This is a genomic window from Streptomyces sp. NPDC052114 (assembly GCF_040680155.1).
Taxonomy (GTDB): domain Bacteria; phylum Actinomycetota; class Actinomycetes; order Streptomycetales; family Streptomycetaceae; genus Streptomyces.
Genome location: NZ_JBFAWC010000032.1, coordinates 21,261 through 40,531, shown reverse-complemented (window position 1 = coordinate 40,531; position 19,271 = coordinate 21,261). Strand labels below are relative to the sequence as shown.

The window sequence follows — 19,271 nt, the reverse complement described above, 5'->3', positions numbered from 1 at the left end:
CCGCCCCGCGCGTACGTCAGACGGGCAGCCGCCCGAGCAGCGCCGTGAAGTCGCTGCCGGGCGGCAGCGTCCCGAAGGCGAGCCCCTGGTCCCCGGCGAGCCGCGAGGCGCAGAACGCGTCGGCCACCGCGGCGGGCGCGTGCCGTACGAGCAGCGAACCCTGGAGCACGAGCGCCGCGCGCTCGACCACCCGGCGGGCCCGCAGCGGCGCGTCCTCGGTCAGCACCAGCTCGCCGCTCAACTCCCGCCAGGCGGCGTCCAGTCGGCGATCGGCGCCGGTCGCCGCCTCGACCTCAGAACGGAACGCCTCCAACGACGCGGGCTCACGTGCCAGCGCCCGCAGCATGTCGAGGGCGTTCACGTTGCCTGCCCCCTCCCAGATGCCGTTGAGCGGCGCGTCGCGGTAGAGGCGGGGCATGCCGGACGCCTCGTCGTAGCCGTTGCCGCCGAGGCACTCCAGCGCCTCGGCCACCGCGGCGGGCTGGCGCTTGCACACCCAGTACTTGCCGACGGCCGTGGCGAGGCGGAGGAAGGCACGCTCCCCGTCGTCGCCGCGCTGTGCCCGGTCGGCCGCCCCCGCAAGGCGCAGCGCGAGCGTGGTCGCGGCCTCGGACTCCAGGGCGAGGTCGGCGAGCACATTGCGCATCAGCGGCTGGTCGATCAGCTCGGCGCCGAACACCGAACGGTGACGGGCGTGGTGGGCGGCCTGGGCGAGCGCGGCCCGGGTCCCCGAGGCGGAGCCGAGCACGCAGTCCAGACGCGTCATGGTGACCATCTCGATGATGGTGCGTACGCCCTTGCCCTCGGCGCCGACGAGCCAGGCGACGGTGTCGTCGAACTCGGGCTCGCTGCTGGCGTTCGAACGGTTGCCGAGCTTGTCCTTGAGCCGCTGGATGCGGAACGTGTTGCGGCTACCGTCGGGCAGTACGCGCGGGACGAGGAAGCAGGAGAGCCCGCCCGGCGCCTGCGCAAGGACCAGGAAGAGGTCGTTCATCGGCGCGCTGGTGAACCACTTGTGCCCGCGCAACCGCCAGGTCCCGTCGCCCTGTTCGACGGCCGCGGTGGTGTTGGCGCGCACATCCGTGCCGCCCTGCTTCTCCGTCATGCCCATCCCGGCGAGCAGACCGCGCTTGTCGCCGGGGGCGCGCAGTCCCGGATCGTAGACGCGGCTGGTGAGCAGCGGCTCGTACGCCTTGGCGAGGTCGGGGGAGTGGCGCAGGGCGGGGACCACGGCGTACGTCATCGAGACCGGGCAGCCGTGGCCGGACTCGGCGCTGCTCCAGACCATGAACCCGGCGGCTCGCGCCACGTGCGCGCCCGGCCGCTCGTCCGCCCAGGCGGCGCCCGCGAGCCCCTCGCTGATCGCCACGTCCATCAGCGCGTGGTACGCCGGGTGGAAGTCGACCTCGTCGACGCGGTGGCCGTAGCGGTCGTGGGTGCGCAGCTCCGGCTCGTGGCGGTTGGCCTCCTCGGCCCAGCGCTGCACTTCCTCGCTGCCCGTGCGGCGGCCTATGCGGTGCAGGTCGTCCAGGTACCAGGCGGCGCCCTCGCGGCGCACGCCCTCGATCAGGACCGGGTCGTCGGCGACGTCGTGGCCCGTCAACGGCGGTGCCTGGTTGGTGACGTGGTGCGTCTCGGCGGGGCGGCTGCTCGGTGCGGGAGCCGTGGGCGTCGTGGGAGGTGCGGGCGTCGCGGTCATCGGGTCTCCTCCGAGAGGGCGGTCGGGCGGTCAGGCGGGCGGTGCGCCCGCACAGCGCAGGGCCATGGCGGTGAGTTCGGCGAGCAGCTCGTCGGTGGTGCGCCCGTCGGCGGTGTCCGCCCCGTGGCCGCCCAGCGGGTCGACGAGGACCTCGCCGATCGCGCCGGTGAGCGCCGCCGCGGTGATCTCCCCGTCCTGGGCGGGGAGCAGTCCCGTCGCCATGCCCTCGTGGACGACCTCGGCGAACAGTGCGCGGTAGCGGCGCCGGAACTCCAGCCGCTCCGCGCCGACCGCGGGCTCGGCGGGGGCCGCGAGCAGCGCGTAGGCCAGGCCGCGGTTCTCCAGGGCGCGGCGCGCGAAGACCTCGACGCCGCGGCCGATCCGCTCGACCGGGGTGCCGGGGCCGTGCAGCACTTCGCCGAGCACCTCCACCTCACACCCGGCGGCCCGCCGGAACACCTCGACGGCGAGGGCCGCCTTGGAGGGGAAGTGCTGGTACACCGAACCGGCCGCGATCCCGGCCGAGTCCGCGACCGCGGTCACCGAGGCCTGCGCCCAGCCCACCTCGGCGACGACGTCGGTCGCGCAGGCGACGAGACGCTCGCGGGTCGCTTCGAGGCGCTGGAGCTCGGCGGGGGTCTTGCGGTAGGCCATGCAAGAAGTGAACCATCATTCAGATCATCGCACCAGAGCTGTGGTCGCGGCCGACCGCATCAGCCGGTCGAGGACGTCAGCCGGTCAAGGACGTCAGATAGTCGTCGAGCAGCTCGGCCTGGTGCTGGGGCGTGAAGGTCTCCGGAGCGAACAGGGACTGGACGACGAGGCCGAGCGCGAAGGACTGGGCCCCGGCCGCGATGCGCTCCGGGTCGCCGGCGGGCAGTTCCCCGAGCCGCTGGGCCGTGGCGACCAGGTCGCGCAGCTTCGCCCGGCTCTGCGCGTACTTGCCGGCGTAGTCGTCGCTCAGGGCGGGGTCCGCGAGCGCGGTGTCCCAGGAGGAGACCCAGATGCGGTTGCTCGCCGCGGCCTCGGCGGTCAGCGGCAGGATGCCGAGCAGGGCGGCCCGCACGGCGGACAGGCCGTCCGCGCCGGTCGGCCGGGGGCGGGCGGCGGTGCGCTCGGCCAGCAGGTCGAGCGCGTACCGGACCAGGTCCCGCTTGGCGGGGAAGTAGTGCGTGAGAAGGCCGGTGGTGGCGTCGAGCTCGGCGGCGACGGCCCGCAGCGTCAGCCCGCCGAAGCCGCGCGTGGCCATCACCCGCCAGACCGCCTCGGAGACGTCGCGGCGACGCGCCTCGTGATCACCCTTGGTACGTGGCATGCTGCTACCGTACATAGCCATAACAGTTGTTGTGTGAATGTGGGGTCACCTTGTTCTCCTTGCCGCTGCGGGACGACGCCTGTCTGCGCCCGCTGGAGCCCTGGCACGCCGAAGAGTTCGCCGCCCATCTGGACCGGGCGCGCGAGCACATCAGGCCGTGGGTCGGGGCGGGATTCGTCACCGAGGGCGTCGACGGCGCGCGCGGCACGCTGCGCCGGTACGCCGAGCGCCAGGCCGCGGACGGCGCGCGCCTCTACGGCATCTGGCTCGACGGCACGCTGGTCGGCGGAGTCATGTTCACGGACTTCGACGCCGCCCACGGCACCTGCGAGGTCGGCTGCTGGCTGGAGCCCGCGGCCGAGGGGCACGGGCTGGTCACGCGGGCGTGCCGCACCCTGCTGGACTGGGCGTTCACCGTACGGGGAGTGCATCGCGCGGAATGGCTCTGCCGTGCCGACAACGACCGCAGCTCCGCGGTGGCCGAGCGGCTCGGCATGACGCTCGAAGGCGTGCGTCGCGAGGCCTGGCCGTACGAGGGGGCCCGGCACGACAAGCAGATGTGGGCGGTGCTCGCCCACGAGTGGAAGACCGGTCAGGCCTGACGGACCCTCAGCGCGCCGCGCCCAGCCTGCGCTTGCGGGTGCTCTTGGCCGGCGCCTTCTCCTGGTCGCTCTCGGCCCACAGGGTGCGTACGTGGCCGAGATGGCGGGACATGCACTTCTCGGCGCCCTTGGCGTCCCCGGCCAGCATCAGGTCGAGCAGTTCCAGGTGCTCTTCCGCCGACGGCAGCAGTTCGCCGCGCTCGTCCAGGCCGGTCAGGCCGTACAGCCGCGAACGCTTGCGCAGATCGCCGACGGTCTCCACGAGCCGGTCGTTGCCGGACAGCGCGAGCAGCGAGAGGTGGAAGCGCCGGTCGGCCTCCAGGTAGCCGATCAGGTCGTGGGCGCGCGCGGCGCGCACGATTTCCTCGGCGACCGGCCGCAGCGCCTCCAGGTCCTCGCGGGCCGCGGTGCGGGCGACCAGGCCGATCATGGGGACTTCGATGAGGGCGCGGATCTGCGTGTACTGGTCGAGGTCGCGTTCGTTGACCTCGGTGACCCGGAAGCCCTTGTTGCGGACGGGCTCGACCATGCCCTCGCGGGCGAGGTCGAGCATCGCCTCGCGCACCGGCGTCGCCGAGACCCCGAGCTCCTCGGCGAGCGCGGGTGCCGAGTAGACCTCGCCGGGCTTGAGTTCACCGGAGATCAGGGCCGCGCGCAGGGCGTGGGCCACCTGGTCGCGCAGACGCTCGCGGGTCGTGATGAGGTCGCGCTGTGACAGGTGGCCCATGGCGGTGGTGTTCCCTTCGTGCCTGCGCCCCGCGCCGTCGTGGCCGAGCGGATCACCAGCGTACAATGTCACGTTGTCTTTGCAGGTGGGCGTGCAGGACACAAGGTATAGGTACGGCCCGCGGTGTAGAACTCCAAGGCGGCGCGGCCCTGTTCGCGCGGTCCGATGCTCGAGTTCTTGGCGCCTCCGAAGGGCAGATGGAAGTCGACGCCGGTCGTCGGGGCGTTGACACGGATCATGCCGGTGTCCAACCGGTCCAGGCCGTGCAGGGCACGGTCGAGCGAGGCGGTGTGCACGGACGTGACGAGGCCGTACGGAACGGAGTTGGTGATCCGCACCGCGTGCTCCAGGTCGTCGGCGGGGACCAGCGCGGCCAGCGGCCCGAAGACCTCCTCGCGCAGGAGCGGGTGTTCACGGGGCACCTTCTCCACGAGGGTTGGTGCCGCGTACCAGCCGCGACCACCGTCGGGGGCGGGGGCCTCGGCCACCTCGGGCAGGTCGGCCCGTGCCCGGCGCACCCGCTCGCGGGCCTGTTCGCCGATGAGCGGACCGCACGCCGTCGAGGGGTCGGACGGCTCGCCCACGGGCAGGGCGCGCACGGCCTCCGCGAGAGCCTCCCGCAGGGGGTCGTACGCGGCGCCGACCGCGATCACCCTGCTGGTGGCCGTGCACTTCTGCCCCGCGTAACCGCCGAGCGCCCCCGCGATGTGCGCGGCCGCCTGGGCCATGTCCGCGTCGGGCAGTACGACGGCCGCGTTCAGCCCGCCCATCTCGGCCTGGACGGGAACACCGCGCGCCATGGCGTCGCGGGCGACCGCACGGCCCACGTGCGTCGACCCGGTGAACGACACGGCGTCCGCGGTCGACACCACCGCCTCGCCCTCGCCCGCCCCGCCGGGCACGACGGTGAACACCCGGTCGGGCAGAGCCCGTTGGAGTATCTCGGCGAGGCGCAGGGCGCACGCTGTCGCCTCTGGCGCGGGCTTGAGGACGACCGTGTTGCCCGCCGCGAGGGCCGGGGCCGCCTTCCAGCTCGGAATCGCGTAAGGGAAGTTCCAGGGCGTGATCAGACCGGCGACGCCATGCGGTCTGCGCCGGGTGACGAGCAGCCCCGCCCCCGCGGCCGTCTCGTGGACGGAGCCGATCTCGTCGTAGGGCGCCTGGGCGTAGTACCGCCAGATGGCGACTGTCCGCGCCACCTCGGCGCGTGCCTCGGTGACCGGCTTGCCGACCTCGCGTACGGCCAGCGCGGTCAGCTCCTCGGCGGCGGCCTCGATGCCGTCCGCGACCGCGCCGAGAGCGGCGGCCCGCGCGGCGGCGCCGCCCTCCGACCAGGCCGCCTGGGCGACGCGGGCCTCCTCGACCGCGGCGACGGTGGCGAACGCGCCGGTCGGGGCGGTGTCCAGGACGACGTCGGAGGGGTCCGCCGGATTGCGCGAGACGACCCTGGAGTGGGCGGTGTTCACAGGACGAAGCCTCCGGGGAAGGGGTCGTCGGGGTCGAGGAAGTACTGCGCGGTGCCCGTGATCCAGGCGCGCCCGGTGACGCGGGGCACGACCGCCGGGGCCCCGCCCACCGTCGTCTCCTCGATCAGCCGGCCGGTGAACCGCGTCCCGATGAAGGACTCGTTGACGAAGTCGCGGCCCAGCGGCAGTTCGCCGCGGGCGTGCAGCTGCGCCATGCGCGCGGAGGTGCCGGTGCCGCACGGCGAGCGGTCGAACCAGCCGGGGTGGATGGCCATGGCGTGCCGCGAGTGGTGGGCGTCGGAGCCCGGCGCCGTCAGATGGACGTGCTTGAGGCCGGCGATCTCGGGCCTCTCCGGGTGCACGGGACGGTCCGGAGAGGCGTTGACGGCGTCCATGACCGCGAGGCCCGCCGCCAGCAGCTCGTCCTTGTGGCCGAGGTCGAACGGCAGCCCCAGAGCGTCGAGTTCGACGAACGCGTAGAAGTTCCCGCCGAACGCGAGGTCGTACGTCACCGTCCCGAGGTCCGGCACCGCCACCTTGCGGTCCAGGCCCACGCAGAACGCGGGCACGTTGGTGAAGGACGCGGACTCGGCGACGCCGTCGGTGACCTGGACGTCGACGGCGACCAGGCCCGCCGGGGTGTCCAGGGTGACCCGCGTGACGGGTTCCGTCACGGCGACCATTCCCGTCTCGACGAGGACGGTGGCCACCCCGATCGTGCCGTGCCCGCACATCGGGAGCAGGCCGGAGACCTCGATGTACAGGACGCCGTAGTCGGCGTCGGGGCGGGTGGGGGGCTGGAGGATGGCGCCGCTCATCGCGGAGTGGCCGCGCGGTTCGTGCATGAGCAGCGTGCGGAGGGGGTCCGAGTGCTCCATGAAGTGCAGCCTGCGCTCGGCCATCGTGGCCCCGGGTATCACCCCGACGCCGCCGGTGACGACCCGCGTCGGCATGCCCTCGGTGTGGGAGTCGACGGCGTGGAAGACGTGGCGCGTACGCATCGTGTGATTCCGTCCCCTCAGCGGTGGCCGTCGGCGACGGCCTTCTCGGACGCGGACCGCACGGCCTGTTCCGCCGCCCCGGTCAGGGGCAGCCGCGGCGGCCGGGTCGGTCCGCCGTGGCGCCCGGCGAGGTCCATGGACACCTTGATGGCCTGCACGAACTCGATCCTGGAGTCCCAGCGCAGCAGCGAGTGCAGCGACTTGTACAGCGGCAGGGCCCGCTCCAGGTCGCCGGAGGTCGCCGCGCGGTACAGCTCGGCGCACGAGACGGGGAAGGCGTTCGGATAGCCGGCCACCCAGCCGACCGCTCCCGCGACCGCGAGTTCGAGCAGCACGTCGTCGGCGCCGACCAGCAGGTCCAACTCGGGTGCCAGCTCGGCGAGTTCGTAGGCGCGGCGGACGTCGCCGCTGAACTCCTTGACGGCCACGATGTGCCCGGCGGCGTGCAGCTCGGCCAGGAGCGGGGGCACCAGGTCGACCTTGGTGTCGATCGGGTTGTTGTACGCGACCACCGGCAGCCCCACCGAGGCGACCTCGGCGTAGTGGGCGCGCACCGCCGCGTGGTCGGCCCGGTACGCGTTGGGCGGCAGGAGCAGCACGCTGCCGCAGCCCGCCTCGGCGGCCAGCTCGGTCCACCGCGCGGACTCGGCGCTGCCGTACGCGGCGACGCCCGGCATGACACGGGCGCCGTCGCCCGCCGCCTCGACCGCGGTCCGCATCACTTGGACGCGTTCCTCGGGCGTGAGCGTCTGGTACTCGCCGAGCGAGCCGTTGGGGACGACGCCGTCGCAGCCGCCGTCGATCAGGAAGCGCACGTGCTCGGCGTAGGCGTCGTGGTCGACGGAGAGGTCGTCGCGCAGGGGCAGCGCGGTGGCGACCATGATGCCGCGCCACGGGCGGGCGGTGCTCCAGGAGGCGGTGCTGTTCATGAGTGCTCCAACGGGTGCGGTGGTGGGCGGGTGTGGACGTGCGGGGGTCAGTTCGGGTCGGCGGATGTGCCGGGCCGGGGCGGTGGTTCGGTCTCCGCGGGGAGAGCGGCCAGGGCCGACAGGGGGACCGGCGCGGCGAGGGGGCGGCGGTCGGGGGCGGGCGCGGCGCCGGGCGCTCCCGGCGCGGAGGCCAGGCACGAGACGGCCGTCGAGCAGATCCGGCCCTGGCACCAGCCCATCCCGGCGCGGGTGAGCAGCTTGACCGTGCGGTTGTCGCGCGCGCCGAGCTCCGCGACGGCCTCGCGGACGTGGTCCGCGGTGACCTCCTCGCACCGGCACACCTCGGTGTCGCCGGTGAGCCAGTCGGTCCAGCCGGGACCCGGGGCGTGCACGGCGGCCATCGCGTCGGCGAAGGACCGCATGCGGGTGACGCGGCGGCGCAGCCGGGCCGTGCGGGCGGGCGGAACGGCTCCGGCCCCGAGCCGGGCCGCGGCCATCAGGCCCGCCAGCTCGCCCTCGGCCAGGGCGAGTGCCGCGCCGCCCACGCCACGGCTCTCGCCGGCCGCCCACACCGTGGGCACCGAGGTCCGCAGATTCCGGTCGGTGGCGAGCGCGTACGCGCCGTCGACGGAACGTCGCACCTCGCACCCGAGGCCGGTGGCCAGGTCGAGCTGCGGCACCAGACCGTGCCCGACGGCCACGGCGTCGCAGGCGACGCGGCGCGCGGTGCCCGGAATCGGCCGCCAGTGCGCGTCGACACGGGAGACGGTGACGGCCTCGACGCGGTCCGTGCCGTGGGCCTCGGTGACCGCGCTGCGGGTGAGCAGCGGTACCCGGTGGCGCAGCAGCGCCGAGCCGTGGGTGACGGCCTCCGCGGCCTTGCCCGGGTTGGCGGCCAGGGCGCCGACGTGGCGGGCGTAGCCGAGGTATCCGGTGGCCTCGACGACCGCGGGGACGTCGGCTCCCGCCGTGGTCAGCGAGGTCGCGGCGGCCAGCAGGAGCGGGCCGCTGCCCGCGACGACGATCCGCCGCCCCGGCAGGACGAGCCCCGACTTGAGCATGGCCTGGGCGCCACCGGCACTGATCACGCCGGGCAACGTCCATCCAGGGAAGGGCAGTTGGCGCTCCACGGCGCCCGCGGCGATCAGCAGACCACGGGCCGTCAGCCGTACCGGAGTGCGGTCCGTGCCGTCCGGTCCGGTGAGGGCATGGACGGTCCACCCTGCGCTGTCGCCCGAGCCGACCACGCTCCACACGTGGTGCCGGGACAGGTGGGTGACGTTCGGGCAGCGGGCCAGCCGGCCGAGGAGCCGGGTGTACGCGGCCCAGGCGTGGTGCAGGGCCTGGGGCCTGCGGGCGCCGAGGCCGGGCGCGGGGGTGCGGTAGAACTGCCCGCCGGTCAGCTCGGCCGAGTCCACCAGGGCGACGCGCAGCCCCAGTTCGCCGCAGGCCACGGCCCCGGCCAGGCCCGCGGGGCCCGCGCCGACGACGACGAGGTCGAAGGCGCGCGCGGCTGCCACGGGTTCAGACGGCGAGGTCGGCATGGCCGGAGCCCTCCTGGGTGGTGACCGCGTCGCCGGGCCGGGCGGGCAGAAGGCAGGCGCGGCGGTTGGGCGTGCCGTTCACCGTCGCCAGGCAGTCGTGGCACTGCCCGATGCCGCAGAACGCGCCGCGAGGGCGGCCCTGTCGCCGGGTGGTGCGCCAGGCGAGGATGCCGGCGGCCCACAGGGCGGCGGCGATGGACTGGCCGGGCAGGGCGGGGACGGTCCGGCCGTCGAAGGTGATCTCGAAGGCGGGCCCTGGGGAGGCGTCGACCACGTCACGGGGTGTGCGTCGGCGAACCCTGGGGGATGCCGTGGCGTCGGTCGTGCGGCGCGACCTCACCTGTTCCACCCGCCCTCGGGCTCACGCGTCAGAGGTGTCATCAGGCTCAGGCTCCAGGGGAGTCGGGACAGGGGGAGACGGGGAAGCGTTCGGGACGGAAGGGGTGTGCGTCCACCGGGGGCTTCTTGCCCGTGAGCGCGGCGGCGATCAGCGCCCCCGTCGCGGGCGCGAGACCGATGCCGGCGCCCTCGTGCCCGCAGGCGTGCAGCAGGCCCGGGACGCGGGGGTCGGGGCCGATGGCGGGCAGGTGATCGGGGAGATACGGGCGGAAACCCGCGTACGTACGCATCGCCCGCACCCCGGCGAGCACCGGGAAGAGGGCGGTCGCCTGGGCGGCGAGGCGCCGCAGGACCTCCACGGAAAGGGTGCGGTCGAACCCGACGCGCTCGCGGCTCGCGCCGATCAGCACCGGCCCGGCCGGGGTGCCCTCGACCACTCCGGAGGTCTGGAGTGCCGCGGAACCGCTGGCGACGTCGGCGACGTAGTCCGCCGCGTAGACCTTGTGGCGGACGACGCGCGGCAGGGGCTCGGTGACCAGGACGTAGCCGCGCCGGGGGAGGACCGGCAGGTGGACCCCCGCCAGACGGGCCACGTCACCGCCCCAGGTCCCCGCCGCGTTCACCACCTGCGGTGCGTCGAGGCGGGTGCCGGACGCGGTGGTCACGCCGCGCACCGATCCGTCCGCGGCCGTGCGCACGGCGGTGATCTCTTCGCCGCAGTGGAGCCCGGCGCCCGACGCGCGCAGCAAGTGGGCGGCAGCGAGGGCGGGTTGGACCTGGGCGTCCTGGGGATAGTGGAAGCCGCCTGCCATGCCGTCGGCCAGGTGCGGCTCCAGGTCGCGCAGCCGGTCCGAGGGGACCTCGCGGGCGTCCACCCCGGCGTCGGCCTGTGCGGCGGCGAACGTGCGCAGGGCGGCCAGGCGGGTCTCGTCGGAGGCGACGACGACACCGCCCTTGGTCTCGAACTCGACGGCCGACGGCAGCTCTTCGGCGAGTTCGCACCACAGCGCGTTCGAATGGAGCGCGAGGTGCAGCTCGGCGCCCGGTTCCTTGTCGGAGACCAGGAGATTGCCCTCGCCCGCGCCGGTGGTGCCGCCCGCCACGGGGCCGCGGTCCACGACGGTGACGGACAGGCCCGCGCGAGCGGCGTAGTAGGCGCAGGCCGCGCCTACTACGCCGGCTCCGATGACGATCACGTCCGGGGTGCGGCTGCCCGGCGTGCGGTTGACGAGCGAGGGGGTTCTCGTGGGCACGTCAGTAATATTTCACATGGCACTCGGACTGCCAAGGGGGCGGTGGGAGTTGCCTTCCCTCAAAGCTGCGGGAGTTGCCTTCCCCCAGATGGGAACTCCCGGCTCTTCGGCCGCTCCGGTCGCTCCGGACTGTGTGAAAGGTTCATCACGCCGTGGGGCGGACCTCCCGGCCCAGCCAGGCCGCCAACTCGTCGTACGCGTCCGACCCTTCGGGGGCCGGGCGCACCGGCGCGAAGGGCGCCGGGCCGCCGCGACGCTCGGGCGGCAGGGCCCGGCGCGCGAAGGCGAGGGAGAACTCGGCGGGTTCCGGGGCGAGGTCGGGCTTGGCGTCGAGGGCCCGGCGCAGGTCCCAGGTGTGGGCGGCGATCTCCATGATGACCGCGCTCAGCGCGCCGTGCAGCGGCATGGCCGCGAAGCCGGGGTCGACCGTGCGCTCCAGGGCCTCGTCGTCCAGGTCCTGCCCGGCCGCGACGAGGCGCTCCGCGGCCGCCGCGGCCGCAGCCGCCCAGTCGTCGCCCGGGACCTCCGTGAAGTCCTCCAGTTTCGGGTCGGCGGACGCGCCCTCGGCGAGCTCCGCGTAGGCGTGCGTGCCGGTCAGCACGTGGCCGATGAGGGCGCGTACGTCGAACTCGCCACAGGGCGTGGGGTCGCCGAGGCGGCCGGGCTCGACGGTGGCGACGAGCGCGGTGAACTGATCGGCCGTGCGGCGCAGCAGGGGGCGGGGGTCGATGGCGGTGTTCATCAGGGCTTGCTCCTGTCCGTGGGCGTTCCGCTGGATGCGGGTGCAGAGGGAGCATCGCGCCATAACCTGACAACTACCGTCAGGTTTTGTGGAGGCCGTCAGGTGACGGGACGGGACTCCACTGCGGCGGGAGATCTCCTCTTCCGGGCGGGGCGGGGCGGGGCCGGGCCGGGGCGTGTCCGGGGCGGATTCCGGGCGAAGACGGGGTCGGGCCGCTCTTCCGCCTCCACATTTTCTGAGAGGGCGTCATGATGAGGTGTGGCAACGGTAGTTGAGGCCTTGAGGATGCGGGACAGCCCGAGGGGGACGAGTGGGCGAGGGTGAGGAAGGCGGCGGTGTCCTGGGGCTGCGGGCCTGGGTGGCCGCCGCCACGGAGCGGGCGGTGCGGCTGTTCCCGTTCACGGGAGGAGCGACGCCGACCGCCACGGAGTACGACGAATCCGTGGCCGAACTGACCGCGCTCGTCGACCTGCTGGACCACGATCCGGTGTTGCGCGGCGCCGTGACCGTGCGACTCGGCTCCGTGCTGACCATGCGGTACCTCGCGGGGGAGGGCGCCGCGGCGGACCGGGAGCGCGCGCGGCACCTGCTGAAGGACGCGCGGGATCCGGGTTCGACGGTCGGGGCGGGCACGCAGGCGCAGGACCGGAGGTGGGCGGCGCTCTTCCTCCTGCTGCTGATCATGCCCGTACGGGAGATGGGAGGCGGCGTCGACAAGGCGCCGTCGTTCTCGGCCCTGTTCGACTGGCACACGCGGCAGGGGGCCGGGGGAGCGGTCGGCGCCGCGGCCGAGATGCGGGAGCTGACGGCGGAGGTCGCCGAGCTGCCGCTGCCGCCGGAGGCGCTGCGGCAGATCCAGCAGGTGGGCGCGGTGATGTCCGCGTTCTCGGGGACCGGTGACCTCAGTGGCATGGGCGACCTCGTCGGCAGCCTTCCGGACGGGTTTCCGTACGCGGACGAACTACGGCTGATGATGGACATGGTGGGGGGACCGGGACCGGGGTCCGCGTCGCCGCCGACGCCGACGCCCGCACCCGCTCCCACGTCCGCCCCGGCCGTCCCCGCCCCCGGAGCCGAGGCCGCGGACGCCGACACCGCGACCGACTCCGAATCCGCCGCCGTCACCACCGCGCTCAACGCCATCGTCCCCACGGTCTTCTCCGCGATGGAGGCCGCCCGGAGCGGCGCCCCCGAAGTCCTCAACGAGGCCATCGCGCGGCTGCGCGCCGCGCACGGGGAACTGCCGCCCGGACACGAGATGGCCTCGCTCACCGAGGCCCTCATCGGATCCCTGCTGCATCTGGGGCAAGGCGTCGGCGGCAACCTTCAGGACCAGTCCGTGGCCCGCGCGTACACACGGGAGATGGTCGAGAAGTTCGCCGGGCTCACCGGGTCGCCGGACGCCGCGACCGCCGAGTTCAGCATGCTGACCGAGCTTTTCACCCTCATCGACCAGGTGCGCCAGGCGGACGAGACGGGTGACGCGGAACTCGCGCGCGAGCTGGTCGTCACACTGGAAGCCCTCGTCGACGCCACCCCGCAGGACCACGACTTCCGCCTCCAGGTCCTGCTGGGCGCCGGGCAGGCCTGCACCACGCTCGGCAGTCTCACCGGCGACACCGACATGCTGCTGCGTGGCGTCGCCCACCAGGAGCAGGCGGCAGCGGCGGGCGGGACGGGGGCCGCCATCGCCAAGGAGTGGCTCACCTCGCTCGCGACCAGTCAGGGCGCGATCCGCGCCGCCCTCACCCGGGACCCGTCCCTCATCCAGGACCGGCCCCCGCCGCCCGGCGCACCGACGGGTGACCACTGGACCTTCGCGCTCGCTCTGGTCACCCGGCACGGCCTCACACAGGACCCGGCCGACCTGGACGCGGCCCTCGCGGCGCTGGAGCGGGTCCGCGACGGCGTACGGAAAGGCGATATGCCGCACTTCGCCGCGGACGCCCTGTGGAAGTTGGCGGAGGGGTACCGCACCCGCTGGGCCCGTACCGAGGACCCCGCGGACCTCACCGCGGCGACGGACGCAGCCATGGAGGCCCTGCACTCACTCGCTGCCGACGTCGCTCTTCAACTCGGCGCGGAACACGGACTGTTGGCGGCTCGTTCCGGCGCCGAGCGCGGCGTGCAGGCCGCGATCTGGGCGGCTTCGCAGGGGCGGGTCGAGGAGGCGGTGGCCGCGCTGGAGCTGGGGCGCGCCCTGGTGTTGCGGGCGGCGTCCGCGTCGCGCGCCGTCCCGGAACTGCTCCGGGCGCGCGGCCACCACGACCTCGCCGAGGCCTGGCGCGCGGCCTCCCGCGACGGCCGCGCGGGCGATTCCCGCGCGGAGCTCCCCGCCGAACTCCCCAGCACCCTGCGCCGCCGCGCCCTCGAAGCGCTCGGCTACCGGAGCCAAGGCCTGTTCACCACACCCACGGTGGGCGAGCTGCGGGACGGCGTCCGAGTAGGCGACGCGGACGCGCTGGTCTACCTGCTCGCGGGCGAGGGCGAGACACCCGGCATGGCGGTCGTCGTGGGCCCGGACACCGGGTCCGGCGTGCGCGCGCTGCCGCTCCTCTCAAAGAGCGGGAGCGGCCCGCTGGAGCGCTACCTCACCGCGGCCGCCGCGCGCTCCGAGAGCCCGCGCGACCCGGTCGCCCACCAGGCATGGGAGGAGGCCCTGTCCGCCCTGTGCGACTGGGCGTACCCCGCGGTCCTGGTGCCCGTCCTGACCGGCGTCGCCGAACGGCTCGCCGCCAACGACCGGCGCCGCAGGGGCCGTCCGGGTCCGCCCCGCATCGTGCTCGTGCCGTGCGGCCGCCTCGGCGTCGTCCCCTGGCACGCGGCGCGCCTGCCCGCCGCCGCGCCCGCCGACTACGCCTGCCAGATCGTGGCCGTCACCTACGCCGCGTCAGGCGGCCAGTTCCTGCGCACCGTGCGCCGCGCGCGCCGCGATCCCGCAACTGCCCCGGCCGCGCTGGTCGCGGACCCGCGCCAGGAGCTGACGCGCGCCGAACAGGAGGCCACCGCGCTGTACGAGGCGTTCTACCCGCAGGCCCGGCTGTACGGCGAGTTCTACGAACCGCCCGCGGAACCGGCCGCCACCGGCACCCCCGACGACCTCCTCGCGTTCCTGCGGGAGTCACCCGCACTGCTGCACGTGGCCTCGCACGGTTCGGCCGGCGTCCGGCCCACCGTCTCGGCCCTGCACCTCGCCTTCCCCGACGGTGCCGAGGACCCACCGGCCGGGGACGGCCCGGGGAGGAGCGACCCCGACGCCGGGATGCTGACCGTGACCCGGCTGCTCGACGCGACCACCGGAGAACAGGACGCCACGGACGGGCCGTTGGTGGTCCTCAGTGCCTGCGAGACGGACCTGAGCACCCGCGACCACGACGAGGCGCTGACCCTGACGACGGCCTTCGTTTCGGGCGGCGCCCGGGATGTGGTGGGCTCGCGGTGGACCACCCAGGACGCCGCGTCCGCGCTGATGATGGCCGTGTTCCACCACTACCTCCACGTCGAGGGGCACAGCCCCGCCGACGCGCTGCGGGCGGCGCAGATGTGGATGCTCGACCCGGACCGCAAGAACCCGGGTTCGCTGCGCGGGGCGCTGCTGCGCGAGATGGACCGGCCTGGCCTGGAACGCCTGCCGGTCTGGGCGGCGTTCATCCACCAAGGGCACCCGGGCCCGGAAAGGCGGACGGCGTGAGCGCCCAGCGGCACCTCCTCGATCTGGTCGCCGAGCACCGCGACACCATCCGCGCGCACCTCGGGGAGCAGCCGCACGCGCTGCTGCTCGCCCGCGTGCGGGCGCTCGCCGAGACGGCCCCGGACGACAACAGGGCGGTCCGCAGGGCCCTCCAGGGTGTCCGACTCGCCCTCCTCCCGCTGCCGTTCGACCATCCGGTACGGCTCGCGGTGGACTCCGAGCGCCTCGCGGGGCCGCCGGTCGGTCCGGCCGCGGTGGGGGAGGCGCGCAAACTCCTCGCACGGCTCGCCGGTCCGCCCGACACCTCCGTCACCACGACGGAGATCGTCGAGACGTCGCGGCGCGCCCTGCTCACGGCGCCCTCCCTCTCCGAGGGCGAGGCGCGCGCCCGCTGCGACGGTGCCGTGCCGTCCGAGCTGATCCGGCTGCCCGATCCCGAACGGGGGCCGCGCTACCCGGACTTCCAGTTCGTCCGCGACGGCAGGCCGTACGCCGTCGTCCTCAGGGTCAACCGCACCCTCCTCGCCGACATCGACCCCTGGGGCGCCGCCGCGTGGTGGCTCGGCGGCAACACCTGGCTCGGCGGACCACCGGCCTCCTTCGTCGGCGAGCTCCCGGACGAGGAGCTGTGCGGCGCCGCCCGCGCGCTGGTGGAGGGCGACGGATGACCGGCACCGTGGCGCCGTCCGCATACGCGATGTCCCCTCGCCGCCGCACGCTCCCTGCCGGTACGCGGCTGTGGCGGATGCACCGCGCCAAGCGGCCGGCCGAGCAGTTCAACCCGGTGTCCGTGGACCCGCACTTCGGCGGCAACCGCTTCGACGGCACGTCCTACGACCCGTACTCCTACCTGTACGTCGCCGAGGGCCCGACCACGGCGCTCGCCGAAACGCTCCTGCGCTCCCTGGAGTTCGACGTCGCGACCCGCATGCGTCTGATCCCCTACGCGGCCGTGCACGGCAAGTCGCTGAGCCTGCTGACGATCCGGCGCGAGCTCCCCCTGGTCTCGCTGATCACCGAGGCCGACCTGGCCGCCGTCTGCCAGGACTCCTGGCTCCTGGAGGCGGAGGGGGACCGGTACGCGAAGACCCGGCGGTGGGCGAGCGAGATCCGCGCGCAGGCCCCCGACACCGCCGGACTCGTCTGGCAGTCGCGGCGCAACCGGCCCTGCCTGGCACTGGTCCTCTTCGGTGACCGCTGCGGCGACGACATGCTCGCGGAAGAGCCGGGCGGTCGCGTGGCGGACCTGGGTTCGCCCGCGGGCGTCGCGGAGGCCAACCGCCTGCTCGCGCCCCTGCGGGCGGCGATCGTGCCGCCGCCGGGCTTCGAACAGTCCTTGACCGCGGCGAAGACGCCTCCTTCGTGACGAGTCCGCCCGTCAGGGCTCCCCGGCGCGGGTGTGCGGCGGGGAGTGTTCCGCGGTCGCCCGGCTATGGGGAGGGAGTAGGGAGCGGGCGCGCGGCCGTGCTCGGGAGCCGGCCGGTGCGGCGGGCCCATACGTCGAAGGCCATGGTCATGAAGGGCAGTACGGAGGCCAGCAAGGCGTAGAGCGTCGTCCGGCCCAGCCGCCACTTGAGCCGGACCGCCACCAGGACGGTCAGGAGTACGTAGGCGATGAAGGCGGCGCCGTGGAGCGCACCGAAGATCCTTACGCCGAGTTCGGTGGTCCTGGGGACGTACTTGACGTACATCCCGATCAGCAGTCCGGCCCAGGTGCAGGCTTCGACGACCGCGACCCAGGTGAAGGCGCGCAGCAGGCGCCCCGTCCGGACGGCGGGGCCCGTCCTTGGTCCGGCAGGAGGTCGCGCGGCGTTGGCGGAAAGGGCCCTCGTGCGCGTGGGCCACAAGGCGTGGTCGCCGAGGAGGCGGACGAGGGCGGGGACCAGGAGGGGACGGATGACAAAGGTGTCCAGCAGGATGCCGAACGCCATGGCGAAGCCGAACTGGAAGAGTTCGCGGATCGGCTGGGTCATCAGGACCGCGAAGGTCGCCGCGAGAATGAGACCCGCGGAGGAGACGACGCCACCGGTGCGTGTGAGGGCGGCGCTGATGGCCTCGGCCGGGGGCAGGGCGCGCAGTTCCTGCTTGAACCGGCTCATGATGAAGATGTTGTAGTCGACGCCGAGCGCGACGAGGAAGACGAAGATGTAGGCGGTGACGCGGTTGCCGATGCCTTCGTCGCCGAGGACGGTCAGGGTGAAGAAGGTGGTGGCGCCCAGGGTGGCCAGGAACGACAGGATGAGGGTCGCGGCCAGGTAGAGCGGCGCGAGGAGTGAGCGCAGCAGGAGGGCGAGGACCGCTGTCACGATCGCCAGGACCAGGAGCACGATGAGCCTCGTGTCCCGGTCGAGGGCGGAGCGGATGTCGGCGTTCTGCGCCGTCTCCCCGCCCACGAGCACCGTGGCGTCCTTCACGTCGGCGGCGTCGGCCGCGTGCCGCGTGGCCTCCTTGAGGGGACCGATCGCGTCGAGTGCCTCCGAGCTGTACGGGTCGAAGCCGAGGACGACGTCGTAGAAGAGCGTCCTGCCGTCCTCGCCGAAGCGGGGTTCTCCGATGCGGCTGACGCCGTCCGTGTCGGCCAGTGCGGCCGCGATGTCGGCGGGGCCGGAGCCGGCGCGCAGGTCGTCCCGGGAGCGGACGACGACGGTGCCGGGTGCGATCTCGCCGGGGCCGAATTCCTGCTGGATGATGTGCTGTCCGCGCTCCGACTCGGTGGTGGTCCGGAAGCCGCTGAGGGTGTTGAAGGTTTCCTGATAGCCCAGCAGTCCGGCGCTCATCGCGACCAGCAGGACCACCACCGCCGAGGCGACCCGGGCCGGGGCCCGGGTGACGAGCGCGGCGACGCGGTGCCAGACGCCCGCACCGCGACTGCGTTCGGCGGCCTTGGCCACGCCTCCCGGCCAGAAGACGCCCTTGCCCAGCAGGACGATCAGGGCGGGGATGAAGGTGAACGCGACCAGCGCCATGACCGCGACGCCGAGTGCCAGGTAGGGGCCGAAGCCGCGCAGCGCGGGGGAGGCGGCCACCAGCAGGGCGAACATGGCGAGCACGATGGTCGAGGCGCCGGCGAGGACGGATTCGGCGGTCCGGCGCACCGCGGTGCGCATCGCGCGCGGACGGTCCGGCTCCTGGAGGAGGACCTCACGGTAGCGGGCGGTGATGATCAGCGCGTAGTCCGTGCCCACTCCGAACAGCAGCACGGTCATGATCGAAGCGGTCTGGGAACTGACCGTGATCATTCCGGCGTCCGCGAGGAGCGCGCCGATCGTCTCCGACACACGCATCGCCACCCCGACGGCGAGGAGGGGCACCAGGGCCATCAGGGGCGAGCGGTAGATGGCCAGGAGGATGACGAGGACGAGCAGAACGGTGGCCAGGAGCATGAGCTTGTCGCCACCGCTGAAGACCTTCACGGTGTCGGTGGCGATGCCGGCGGGGCCTGTCACGGCGACGTCGGCGGAGCCCGCACGGTCGGACGCCAGGGACCGTACGTCGTCGACGGCTCTCTGGAAGGACTCGTCCGAGGGGCTTCCCGTCATGCGTACGACGATCAGCTGGGCGCGGCGGTCCGGCGAGACCAGCTCTGCCGCGGCGTCGGGAGCGGTGACCGTGGAGACCACGTCCGCGACCTGGTCGGGCCGGGGGGTACCGGACAGGGCCGAGGTGATGCGGGCGGCCGCCTTCGCGGCGCTCGCCGCGGCGTCGGCCCCCTGACCGCGCACCACGATCACGGCCGGTGTCCCGTCCTGGCCCGGAAGCTGCGTACGGATGAGTTCGCGGGCCTTCATCGAATCGGCGGCGGCGGGCGGGAGGTTGGCGGAGGCATTGTCCTCGACGGATTCCAGGGTCGGGGCGGCTCCGGCGAGGAGGCCCGCGATCAACACCCAGAAAGCCACCACCACGGCAGCGCGTTTTCTCGATCCCAGAAGACATCGGAGCATGCGGGAGTACATCGGTTGCACC

The 19,271-nt window shown here is 73.9% G+C and carries 16 protein-coding genes; 4 read left to right on the top strand and 12 right to left on the bottom strand.

Annotated features, from left to right (window positions below; genetic code table 11):
- Positions 1-16: 16 nt before the first annotated feature.
- The 3 genes from AB0L89_RS39655 to AB0L89_RS39645 all read right to left on the bottom strand — a co-directional run bounded on the left by AB0L89_RS39655 (position 17) and on the right by AB0L89_RS39645 (position 3,014).
- A complete protein-coding gene (locus tag AB0L89_RS39655) occupies positions 17-1,699 on the bottom strand; it encodes an acyl-CoA dehydrogenase family protein (protein WP_365152583.1) in 1,683 nt (560 codons plus the stop codon).
- A 30-nt stretch (positions 1,700-1,729) separates the two neighbouring features.
- On the bottom strand, positions 1,730-2,353 hold the full coding sequence (locus AB0L89_RS39650) for a TetR/AcrR family transcriptional regulator (protein ID WP_365152581.1): 624 nt from the start codon (positions 2,351-2,353) through the stop codon (positions 1,730-1,732).
- 76 nt (positions 2,354-2,429) lie between these two features.
- Positions 2,430-3,014: a TetR/AcrR family transcriptional regulator gene (locus AB0L89_RS39645; protein ID WP_365152579.1), complete on the bottom strand. Its 585-nt coding sequence runs from the start codon at positions 3,012-3,014 to the stop codon at positions 2,430-2,432.
- 50 nt (positions 3,015-3,064) lie between these two features.
- Between AB0L89_RS39645 and AB0L89_RS39640 the strand changes: the two genes are divergently transcribed.
- Complete coding sequence (locus AB0L89_RS39640) at positions 3,065-3,616, top strand: GNAT family protein (RefSeq protein WP_365152577.1); 552 nt, start codon at positions 3,065-3,067, stop codon at positions 3,614-3,616.
- Positions 3,617-3,623: 7 nt separating this feature from the next.
- Here AB0L89_RS39640 and AB0L89_RS39635 read toward each other — a convergent pair whose 3' ends face one another.
- The 8 genes from AB0L89_RS39635 to AB0L89_RS39600 all read right to left on the bottom strand — a co-directional run bounded on the left by AB0L89_RS39635 (position 3,624) and on the right by AB0L89_RS39600 (position 11,617).
- Entirely contained in the window at positions 3,624-4,343 is a 720-nt protein-coding gene (locus AB0L89_RS39635) for a GntR family transcriptional regulator (protein ID WP_365152633.1), read from the bottom strand.
- Between the two features lie 68 nt (positions 4,344-4,411).
- The gene (locus tag AB0L89_RS39630; RefSeq protein ID WP_365152575.1) at positions 4,412-5,809 is read right to left on the bottom strand and encodes an aldehyde dehydrogenase family protein; all 1,398 of its coding nucleotides are present in this window, start codon (positions 5,807-5,809) and stop codon (positions 4,412-4,414) included.
- The gene (locus AB0L89_RS39625) at positions 5,806-6,810 is read right to left on the bottom strand and encodes a proline racemase family protein (RefSeq protein WP_365152573.1); all 1,005 of its coding nucleotides are present in this window, start codon (positions 6,808-6,810) and stop codon (positions 5,806-5,808) included. Before AB0L89_RS39625 ends, AB0L89_RS39630 begins: the two co-directional genes overlap by 4 nt.
- Positions 6,811-6,827: 17 nt before the next feature.
- A complete protein-coding gene (locus tag AB0L89_RS39620; protein WP_365152571.1) occupies positions 6,828-7,739 on the bottom strand; it encodes a dihydrodipicolinate synthase family protein in 912 nt (303 codons plus the stop codon).
- A 47-nt stretch (positions 7,740-7,786) separates the two neighbouring features.
- Complete coding sequence (locus AB0L89_RS39615; RefSeq protein ID WP_365152569.1) at positions 7,787-9,283, bottom strand: NAD(P)/FAD-dependent oxidoreductase; 1,497 nt, start codon at positions 9,281-9,283, stop codon at positions 7,787-7,789.
- On the bottom strand, positions 9,264-9,557 hold the full coding sequence (locus tag AB0L89_RS39610; RefSeq protein ID WP_365152567.1) for a (2Fe-2S)-binding protein: 294 nt from the start codon (positions 9,555-9,557) through the stop codon (positions 9,264-9,266). Before AB0L89_RS39610 ends, AB0L89_RS39615 begins: the two co-directional genes overlap by 20 nt.
- A gap of 112 nt (positions 9,558-9,669) precedes the next feature.
- Positions 9,670-10,875, bottom strand: a complete 1,206-nt coding sequence (locus AB0L89_RS39605) for an FAD-dependent oxidoreductase (protein ID WP_365152565.1) — start codon at positions 10,873-10,875, stop codon at positions 9,670-9,672.
- A gap of 145 nt (positions 10,876-11,020) precedes the next feature.
- Positions 11,021-11,617, bottom strand: a complete 597-nt coding sequence (locus AB0L89_RS39600; RefSeq protein ID WP_365152563.1) for a TIGR03086 family metal-binding protein — start codon at positions 11,615-11,617, stop codon at positions 11,021-11,023.
- Between the two features lie 310 nt (positions 11,618-11,927).
- Here AB0L89_RS39600 and AB0L89_RS39595 point away from each other — a divergent pair, with 310 nt between their 5' ends.
- The 3 genes from AB0L89_RS39595 to AB0L89_RS39585 are packed head-to-tail and all read left to right on the top strand — an operon-like array spanning position 11,928 to position 16,674.
- A complete protein-coding gene (locus AB0L89_RS39595; protein WP_365152561.1) occupies positions 11,928-15,308 on the top strand; it encodes a CHAT domain-containing protein in 3,381 nt (1,126 codons plus the stop codon).
- Entirely contained in the window at positions 15,305-15,976 is a 672-nt protein-coding gene (locus tag AB0L89_RS39590; RefSeq protein ID WP_365152559.1) for a hypothetical protein, read from the top strand. The genes AB0L89_RS39595 and AB0L89_RS39590 overlap by 4 nt, the downstream gene beginning before the upstream one ends.
- On the top strand, positions 15,973-16,674 hold the full coding sequence (locus AB0L89_RS39585; RefSeq protein ID WP_365152557.1) for an RES family NAD+ phosphorylase: 702 nt from the start codon (positions 15,973-15,975) through the stop codon (positions 16,672-16,674). The genes AB0L89_RS39590 and AB0L89_RS39585 overlap by 4 nt, the downstream gene beginning before the upstream one ends.
- Positions 16,675-16,738: 64 nt before the next feature.
- On the opposite strand, the gene AB0L89_RS39580 is transcribed toward AB0L89_RS39585, so the two are convergent.
- On the bottom strand, positions 16,739-19,210 hold the full coding sequence (locus AB0L89_RS39580; RefSeq protein WP_365152555.1) for an MMPL family transporter: 2,472 nt from the start codon (positions 19,208-19,210) through the stop codon (positions 16,739-16,741).
- Positions 19,211-19,271: the final 61 nt, after the last annotated feature.

Excerpts from the sequence above, each read along its gene's own strand:
- AB0L89_RS39655 (WP_365152583.1), bottom strand. The coding sequence starts at position 1,699 with ATGACCGCGACGCCCGCACCTCCCACGACGCCCACGGCTCCCGCACCG.
- AB0L89_RS39650 (WP_365152581.1), bottom strand. The coding sequence starts at position 2,353 with ATGGCCTACCGCAAGACCCCCGCCGAGCTCCAGCGCCTCGAAGCGACC.
- AB0L89_RS39645 (WP_365152579.1), bottom strand. The coding sequence starts at position 3,014 with ATGCCACGTACCAAGGGTGATCACGAGGCGCGTCGCCGCGACGTCTCC.
- AB0L89_RS39635 (WP_365152633.1), bottom strand. The coding sequence starts at position 4,343 with ATGGGCCACCTGTCACAGCGCGACCTCATCACGACCCGCGAGCGTCTG.
- AB0L89_RS39625 (WP_365152573.1), bottom strand. The coding sequence starts at position 6,810 with ATGCGTACGCGCCACGTCTTCCACGCCGTCGACTCCCACACCGAGGGC.
- AB0L89_RS39620 (WP_365152571.1), bottom strand. The coding sequence starts at position 7,739 with ATGAACAGCACCGCCTCCTGGAGCACCGCCCGCCCGTGGCGCGGCATC.
- AB0L89_RS39615 (WP_365152569.1), bottom strand. The coding sequence starts at position 9,283 with ATGCCGACCTCGCCGTCTGAACCCGTGGCAGCCGCGCGCGCCTTCGAC.
- AB0L89_RS39600 (WP_365152563.1), bottom strand. The coding sequence starts at position 11,617 with ATGAACACCGCCATCGACCCCCGCCCCCTGCTGCGCCGCACGGCCGAT.
- AB0L89_RS39585 (WP_365152557.1), top strand. The coding sequence starts at position 15,973 with ATGACCGGCACCGTGGCGCCGTCCGCATACGCGATGTCCCCTCGCCGC.